Raw genomic sequence first — 6947 nt, forward strand, 5'->3', positions numbered from 1 at the left:
CCGCTGCGCAGCGTCACGCTGCGCAACTGGAACGGCATCGAGGTCGGCCGCCTGAGCGCCAGCTTGCCGAACTGAGCCTCAGATGCGCTGCGGCGCCAGCGTCGTCTGCCACAGCGACTCGCCACGCATGTCGCGCAGGTGCACCGTCATCGCCGCGCTCCTGCCGTCGATCTGCACCTCGCCGAAAAACTGCAGGCCGGCGCTGGGCGGCAGGTTGCTCTGGCCGGGCGCCGGGGCCTTGACGTAGCGCAGCTCGGGACCGAAGGTGTTGTCCAGCGGGTTCGGCCCAAAGGTACCTGCATTCAGCGGGCCGCTGACGAATTCCCAGAACGGGTCGAAGTCCCGGAACTGCGCGCGGTTCGGGTCGTAGTGATGGGCGGCCGTGTAGTGCACATCGGCCGTCAGCCACACGGTGTTGCGAATGCGCTGGTGCTTGATGAAGGACAGCAGCTGCGCGATCTCCAGCTCGCGGCCCAGCGCCGGGCCGTCGCCATTGGCCACGGCCTCGAACTTGTCGCGGCCCTGGGCGTCCTTGCCGTCCGGCACCAGCAGGCCGATGGGCATGTCGGCCGCGATCACCTTCCAGGTCGCGCGGCTGGCCTTCAAGCCGTCACGCAGCCAGGCCATTTGCTGCGGGCCGAGGAAGGCGGAGGACGCGTCCAGCGTGGGCTGAAGGTTGAAGCTGTTGGCGCCGCGGTAGCTGCGCATGTCGATCACGAACACGTCCAGCAGCGGGCCGTAGGGAATGCGGCGGTACACGCGCTGCTCTTCCTCCTGGGCGAACCAGCGCATCGGCGCGTTTTCGAGGAAGGCGCGCGCGCCGCGCGCGGTCAGCAGCGCGACGTTCTTCTCGGTGTAGCGCGGGTCACCCGAAACGTCCTTCGAGTCCGACCAGTTGTTGGTCACCTCGTGGTCGTCCCACTGCCAGAGCTGCATGACCTCGGCGGCGAAGCGGCGCTGGTTGTCATCGAGCTGGTTGTAGCGGTGCGCGCCGCGATACTCCTTCAGCGTCTCGGCGACCTTGCTCTTCTCTTCGGTCAGCACGGTATTGCGCCAGGTGCTGCCGTCAGACGCTTTCAGCTCGGCCTGCAGCGGGCCGTCGGCGTAGATGGTGTCGCCGCTGTGGATGAAGAAGTCCGGCTCGCGCTTGCGCATGGCCTCGTAAATCGTCATGCCGCCCAGGTCGCCGTTGATGCCAAAGCCCTGGCCCACGGCGTCGCCGGACCACAGGAAACGGATGTCCCTGCGAGAGGCGGGCGCGGTGCGGAAGCGGCCCACCATGGGCTCGGAGCGCGTGCCGCCAGCCAGGTCTTCCCATTGCACGCGGTAGAAGATCCCCTGCCCGGCCGGCAGCCCCGTCAGGTCAATGCGGGCAGTGAAGTCGGTCGCTTCCAGCGCGTACGGGCCACGCAGCAGGCGCGCGTTGGCAAAGGTCGGCGTGGTGTCCCATTCGACCCACAAACGCGCCGCCCGGTCGGCACGCGCCCAGACGATGCCGCGGTCCGCCAGCACATCACCGCTCTGAACGCCGGAGGGAAAGTTCGGCCGCGCCGCGTCCCGCGTGATCGCGGCCGGCGCCTGGGCGTGCGCGAGGATGCCGCTCAGGCCGCCACCGCTCAGTGCGGCAGAAGCGATCAGCAGGCGGCGACGAGGCAGGATGAGGCTGGACATGGCGGGCATTCCTGGAAGGACAACCCGCCATGCTTGCCGCGAGTTGCGGCAGCTTGATGACAGCGGCGGGCGCTTACGCCGGCACCCACAACGCCGGCAGGCCCGGCAAGGTGCGCAGCACGCTGCCCACTTCGCCGCTGCGGACCAGCGTGGTTGCACGTTCGATCTCGGGGGCGAGGTAGCGGTCGGTGGGCATCGCAGCGCTGTGCTGGCGCAGCAGCGCGTGCACCCATTCCAGCACCACCGAGCTTTGCAGCGGACGCAGGAATTCGATCGCCTGGGCCGAGGCCAGCAACTCGATGCCCAGGATGTGCGAGACGTTGGCCACCATAGGCTGCAGGCGGCGCGCGGCGAAGGTGGCCATCGAAACGTGGTCCTCCTGGTTCGCGCTGGTGGGCAGGCTGTCGACGCTGGCCGGGTGGGCCAGCGACTTGTTTTCGCTGGCCAGCGCCGCGGCGGTGACATGGGCGATCATGAAGCCGCTGTTCAGGCCGGCGTCGGCGCTGAGGAAGGCCGGCAGGCGCGAGACGCTGGCGTCGATCAGCATCGCGATGCGGCGCTCGGCGATGGCGCCCACTTCGGCGATGGCCACGGCCATCGCGTCGGCCGCGAGGGCCACCGGTTCCGCGTGGAAGTTGCCCCCGGAAATCATGGCGCCGTCTTCCGGGAACACCAGCGGGTTGTCGGTGACCGCATTGGCTTCGCGCACCAGCACCAGCGAGGCATGGCGCAGCTGGTCCAGGCAGGCGCCAACGACTTGCGGCTGGCAGCGCAGGCAGTACGGGTCCTGCACCCGGTCGTCGCCTTCTTCGTGCGACGCGCGGATCGCGCTGCCGGCCAGCAAGGCCCGGTAGTACTGCGCCACGTCGATCTGGCCGGGCTGGCCGCGCAGCGCATGGATGCGCGGGTCGAACGGGCCGTCGGAGCCGCGCGCGGCGTCCACCGTCAATGCGCCGATGACCAGCGCCGCTTCCAGCACCGGCTCGAAGGCGAACAAGCCGTGCAGCGCCAGCGCGGTCGAGGTCTGCGTGCCGTTGATCAGCGCCAGGCCTTCCTTGGCTTGCAGCACCAGCGGTTCGATGCCCGCATCGGTCAGCACACCCGCGGCATGCACACGCTTGCCGTCCACCAGGAACTCGCCTTCGCCCAGCAGCGCCAGCGTCATGTGCGACAGCGGGGCCAGGTCGCCAGAAGCACCCACCGAGCCTTGGCTGGGCACGTAGGGCACGAGGCCGGCGTTGAGCACGGCCAGCAGCGTGTCGATCACCACCTCGCGCACGCCCGAGTGCGCACGCGCCAGGCTGGCCGCCTTGGTCGCCAGCATCAGTCGCAGCACCGAAGGCTGCAACGGCTCGCCCACGCCCACCGAATGCGAGCGGATCAGGTTCAGTTGCAGCAACGCCAGGTCTTCGTTGCTGATGCGCTTGTTGGCCAGCTTGCCAAAGCCGGTGTTCACGCCGTAGACCGGCGCGTCACCCGCGGCAGCGGCTTGCACCACCGCAGCGCTGGCGCGAATGGCCGGGCGCGCAGCGTCGTCCAGCTTCAGCGTCACGCCACCGGCATGCAGGGCTTGCAGTTGTTCCAGCGTCAGTGCGCCGGGGGTCAGGGTCAGTTCGCTCGTCATGTCAGTTCAGCCCAGCATCGGCAGGTTCAGGTGGTGCTCGCGGGCGCATTGGCGGGCGATCTCGTAGCCAGCGTCGGCGTGGCGCATCACGCCGGTGGCCGGGTCGTTCCACAGCACGCGGGCAATGCGCTTGTCGGCCGCTTCGGTGCCGTCGCAAACGATGACCACGCCGGCATGCTGCGAGTAGCCCATGCCGACGCCACCGCCGTGGTGCAGGCTGACCCAGGTCGCGCCGCCTGCGGTGCTCAGCAGCGCGTTCAGCAGCGGCCAGTCGGACACGGCATCGGAGCCGTCCAGCATGCTTTCGGTTTCGCGGTTGGGCGAGGCGACCGAGCCGCTGTCCAGGTGGTCGCGGCCGATCACGATGGGCGCCTTCAACTCGCCATTGCGCACCATCTCGTTGAAGGCCAGGCCGGCGCGATCGCGGTCGCCCAGGCCTATCCAGCAGATGCGCGCCGGCAGGCCCTGGAAGGCAATGCGCTCGCCAGCCATGTCCAGCCAGCGGTGCAGGCCCTGGTCCTCGGGGAACAGTTCCTTCATCTTCGCGTCGGTCTTGCGGATGTCTTCCGGGTCACCCGAGAGCGCCACCCAGCGGAACGGGCCCTTGCCGCGGCAGAACAGCGGGCGGATGTAGGCCGGCACGAAGCCGGGGAAGTCGAAGGCATTTTTCACGCCCTGGTCGAAGGCGACCTGGCGGATGTTGTTGCCGTAGTCCACGGTCGGGATGCCCATGGCCTGGAAGTCCAGCATGGCCTGCACGTGCACCGCGCAGCCCTGGGCCGCGGTGTCGCGCAGCCTGGTGTGCTGGACCGCATCGGCCTGCGCAGCGCGCCACTGCTCAACGCTCCAGCCCACCGGCAGGTAGCCGTTGACCAGGTCGTGCGCCGAGGTCTGGTCGGTCACCAGGTCCGGCTTCACGCCACCGGCCTTGGCGCGCCTGACCAACTCGGGCAGCACGTCCGCCGCATTGCCCAGCAGGCCGACCGAGATGGCCTCGCCCTCGGCGGCGTACTTCTGCATGCGGGCCAGCGCGTCGTCGATGTCCGTGGCCTGCTCATCGAGGTAACGCGAGCGCAGCCGGAAGTCGATTCGGCTTTGCTGGCATTCGATGGTCAGCGACGAGAAGCCGGCGAAGCTTGCGGCCAGCGGCTGTGCGCCACCCATGCCGCCCAGGCCCGCCGTCAAGATCCACCTGCCTTGCGCTTTGCCTTCGAAATGCTGGCGCGCGGCCTCGACAAAGGTCTCATAAGTGCCCTGAACGATGCCCTGGCTGCCGATGTAGATCCAGCTGCCGGCCGTCATCTGGCCATACATCATCAGGCCCTTGCGGTCCAGCTCGTGGAAGTGTTCCCAGGTGGCCCACTTGGGCACCAGGTTGGAGTTGGCGATCAGCACGCGCGGCGCGTCTTCATGGGTGCGGAACACGCCGACCGGCTTGCCGCTCTGGATCAGCAGCGATTCATCCGGCTTCAGCGTGCGCAGCGTCGCGAGGATCTGCTCCAGCGAGGCCCAGTCGCGCGCCGCCTTGCCAATGCCGCCGTAGACCACCAGCGCGTCCGGGTTCTCGGCCACTTCCGGGTCCAGGTTGTTCTGCACCATGCGGTAGGCCGCTTCGATCAGCCAGTTCTGGCAGTGCAGCGTGGTGCCGGTGGGGGCCTTGACGGGGCGGGGCCCGGCGATGGTGGCAGCGGAAGGCGAGCTCAGGTCGGGCATGGCAGCTCCAGCAATGGACGGATGACGTCAAACAAGGATGAACGAATGGGTGCATCCTACTTGTCTAGACAAGACGGCGCAAGTAGCATGCAGCCATGTCCACTTTGTCCCGAACCGGCCTGGCGCCATATGCCCAGGTCAAGCAGTACCTGAAGGACCGCCTGGCCGCTGGCGACTGGGCACCGGGCGTGCTGATGCCTTCCGAGGCCGAGCTGGTGGCCCGCTTTGGCGTGAGCCGCATGACGGTGAACCGGGCGCTGAAGGAGTTGCAAAACGAGGGCCTGATCGAGCGCGTGCAGGGCGTGGGCACGTTTGCCGCGCAACTGCACAAGGTCTCGGCCACGCTGACGCTTCGCAACCTGCAGGACGAGATTGCCGAGCGAGGCCACCGGCACGAGGCCATCGTGCACCTGCAGGAGCCCGAGCCGGCAGGCGCTGCACTGGCCGCGCAGCTGGGCCTGCACGAGGGCGACACGGTGTTCCACAGCCTGATCGTGCACCTGGAAAACGGCGTGCCGCTGCAGTGCGAGGACCGCTATGTGAACCCGGCCTGCGCGCCCCACTACCTCGCTCAGGACTTCCAGCACACCACGCCCACGCAATACCTGTTCGAGGTCACCGCGCTGTGGCGGGCCCAGTATTCGATCGAGGCCGGCCATGCCACCGCGCAGGAAGCCCGCCTGCTGAACCTGGCCGCCACCGACGCCTGCCTGATCATGGTGCGCCGCACCTTCACGCGCGACGCGGCCATCACGCTGGCGCGCCTGGTGCACCCAGGTCGTCTCTACCAGCTTACCGGCCAGTTCGCGCCATGACGACAGCACACGGCCCGGCGTTTCCCTGCGCGCCTCCCCGCTTGCAGGTGGTGCACTTCGACGACGTGCCGGCACAGCCCTGGCGCAATGGTGGGGGGGTGACGCGCGAGCTCGCCGCGTGGCCCGATGCCACCGACTGGCAACTCCGCCTGAGCGTGGCCGACATCGAGCGCGATGGCCCGTTTTCCGCCTTCCCCGGCATTGCACGCTGGTTCGTGGTGCTGAGTGGCGACGGCGTGCGGCTGGACCACGGCGGCCAGCAAATCGACCTGCGCCCCGGCGACAACCCGCATGCTTTCGACGGCGGTGAGCCGCCCGGCTGCACGCTGCTGGGCGGCGCCACGCGCGACCTGAACCTGATGCTGAAGGCGCCCGCCAGTGGACGCCTGTGGCCGGCAGATGCCCCGTGGCAAGCCGAAGCGGGTCAGCGCACACTGCGCTGGCGTGGGCTGTTCTGCGCCGAGGCCTGCACCCTGCTCACACCTGCTGACACCCTCGCCCTGCCGGCCATGAGCCTGGCATGGCAAGCTGCCGGATGGGCCGATGAATCGACCATTGGCCAGGATCCCGCAGCGCTGACCGAAGGCTGGCAACTCAAGCCTGCCGCACGCCCGCCACGCGCCTGGTGGATCGCCCTGGAGAATTGACCGAATGCCCGCCGATTTCCTGCCTTCCCGAGCCGACGCCCCCCGCACCCTGTGGCGGGGTGCCAGCCTGGCCACGATGGCCCCCGGCAAGCCCTGGGGCTGGATCGAAGACGGTGCGCTGCTGACCGAAGGCGCGCGCATTGCCTGGGTTGGCGCAGCAACCGAGCTGCCGGCCAGGCTGCGTGCGGACGACGAGATCGAATTGCCCGGCGGCGTGCTCACGCCCGGGCTGATCGACGCCCACACCCACCTGGTCTACGGCGGCCACCGGGCGCGCGAATTCGAGCTGCGGCTGCAGGGCGCCACCTACGAGGAGATTTCCCGCGCCGGCGGTGGCATCCGCTCCACCGTGGCCGCCACCCGTGCTGCGACCGACGAAGAGCTGCTGCGCAGCGCGCTCAAGCGCGCCCAGGCGCTGATGAGCGAAGGCGTGACCACGCTGGAAATCAAGAGTGGCTACGGCCTGAGCGAACACCA

At 68.8% G+C, this 6947-nt stretch carries 5 protein-coding genes and 1 pseudogene; 3 read left to right on the forward strand and 3 right to left on the reverse strand.

All coding sequences use genetic code 11. The features are described from left to right. Positions 1-78 precede the first annotated feature (78 nt). From FKP22_RS16445 to hutU, 3 genes are all read right to left on the reverse strand, one after another. Positions 79-1671 carry an alkaline phosphatase D family protein gene (locus tag FKP22_RS16445; protein ID WP_141288540.1) on the reverse strand — a complete coding sequence of 531 codons (1593 nt, stop codon included), beginning with the start codon at positions 1669-1671 and terminating at the stop codon, positions 79-81. 73 nt (positions 1672-1744) lie between these two features. After that, the gene (gene hutH, locus FKP22_RS16450) at positions 1745-3295 is read right to left on the reverse strand and encodes a histidine ammonia-lyase (RefSeq protein ID WP_141288541.1); all 1551 of its coding nucleotides are present in this window, start codon (positions 3293-3295) and stop codon (positions 1745-1747) included. Between the two features lie 6 nt (positions 3296-3301). Continuing rightward, positions 3302-5008, reverse strand: a complete 1707-nt coding sequence (gene hutU / locus FKP22_RS16455; RefSeq protein ID WP_141288542.1) for a urocanate hydratase — start codon at positions 5006-5008, stop codon at positions 3302-3304. 95 nt (positions 5009-5103) lie between these two features. On the opposite strand from hutU, the gene hutC reads away from it, so the two are divergent. The 3 genes and pseudogenes from hutC to FKP22_RS16470 all read left to right on the forward strand — a co-directional run. Next, the gene (hutC, locus tag FKP22_RS16460; RefSeq protein ID WP_141288543.1) at positions 5104-5823 is read left to right on the forward strand and encodes a histidine utilization transcriptional repressor HutC; all 720 of its coding nucleotides are present in this window, start codon (positions 5104-5106) and stop codon (positions 5821-5823) included. Next, positions 5820-6470 (forward strand): HutD/Ves family protein, encoded by a 651-nt coding sequence (locus FKP22_RS16465; RefSeq protein WP_141288544.1) that lies wholly within the window; start codon positions 5820-5822, stop codon positions 6468-6470. The genes hutC and FKP22_RS16465 overlap by 4 nt, the downstream gene beginning before the upstream one ends. Before the next feature lie 4 nt (positions 6471-6474). Continuing rightward, positions 6475-6947, forward strand: a pseudogene (locus tag FKP22_RS16470) (imidazolonepropionase); the annotation flags it as partial.

The organism is Ideonella azotifigens (assembly GCF_006519715.1).
GTDB classification, from domain to species: domain Bacteria; phylum Pseudomonadota; class Gammaproteobacteria; order Burkholderiales; family Burkholderiaceae_C; genus Ideonella; species Ideonella azotifigens.